Origin of the sequence: Bacillus sp. JJ1533, from assembly GCF_036965045.1 — a bacterium.
Classification (GTDB): domain Bacteria; phylum Bacillota; class Bacilli; order Bacillales; family Bacillaceae_L; genus Ferdinandcohnia.
The window spans coordinates 1-1,024 of sequence record NZ_JBALOV010000074.1 but is presented as its reverse complement, the minus strand read 5'-3'; the positions used below and the strand labels follow the sequence as shown (position 1 = coordinate 1,024).

Below are 1,024 nucleotides of genomic sequence, written 5' to 3'. Positions count from 1 at the left end.
TTTTTATTTTACTCCACACATTTATTAGTGTCAATATTAAAACTAAATAAAATTTTCAGTAAATTTATGATAAAAAAATACTGCGAATGGATTTTCCCATTCACAGTTTAATAGACTTTTTCATTCCTTTTATGGTTTTTTCTAAACTAATAACATCTGCATATCTTGCATTTAAATCTAATAAAGTTGAGTTTTGTAACGTTTGATTTCGATCTCCTACGGCTTCTTTAGGAATAATAACTCGATATCCTTTTTGAAGTGCTTCCACCGCAGTTGCTCTTATACTTCCACTAGTCGTAGCGCCCGCCAGAATGATGGTATCTATTTGTTTGGCTTGTAAAAAATCATTTACATGATTATTATATAAGTCCGTAATATAGACTGTAGGATTAATAATATCATAGGGATAATCTCTAAATTCCGGGTGAATTTGGGTCCATGTACTTTGATGATCCAAAATTTGAAGAGATGGGAACTTCTCACTCCAAAGCCTGGATATCTTGTTATCAGGTTCGTAGACCGTTTTGCTAAATATAATTGGCATCTTATTCTCAATGGCTACTTCAATCAACTTCTTAACAGAAGAAAATTGATTTTCGATTTGAATAGACAGTTGGGAATGTGGATCGGTAAAACCATTGGTAAAATCTCGGATTAACAAGGCAACTTTTTCCCCAAATCCAATTTGTCCCGAAAACCCTTGATTCGAATAGAGTTGCTGGATTTCATCCAATATATATCTTCTCTGACCACCGGGAGTATAGATAACCTTCAAACCATATTCTTCAATATAACCGTTTTTCTCTAATCTTCGTAACGTACTTGGTGAAACACCCAATAGTTTGGATGCTTCAGATATATTTAAAAGATTCTCGTACATCAAAATTCCTTCTTTCATCGTATTTTTTTGCAATGTTAAAATATCTATATGAACATCATTACCGATAGACAAACTCGCAAGTAGCATGATCAACTTCGATATTCCTACCAAAGTCTCTTTATAACTACCAAACTTACCAAACTT

At 32.9% G+C, this 1,024-nt stretch carries 1 protein-coding gene; it reads right to left on the bottom strand.

Annotation, left to right across the window (positions count from 1 at the left end):
- Window positions 1–100: 100 nt before the first annotated feature.
- Window positions 101–1,024: isochorismatase family protein (locus tag V7138_RS25215; protein ID WP_335402764.1), on the bottom strand; the 924-nt coding region annotated here is incomplete at its 5' end.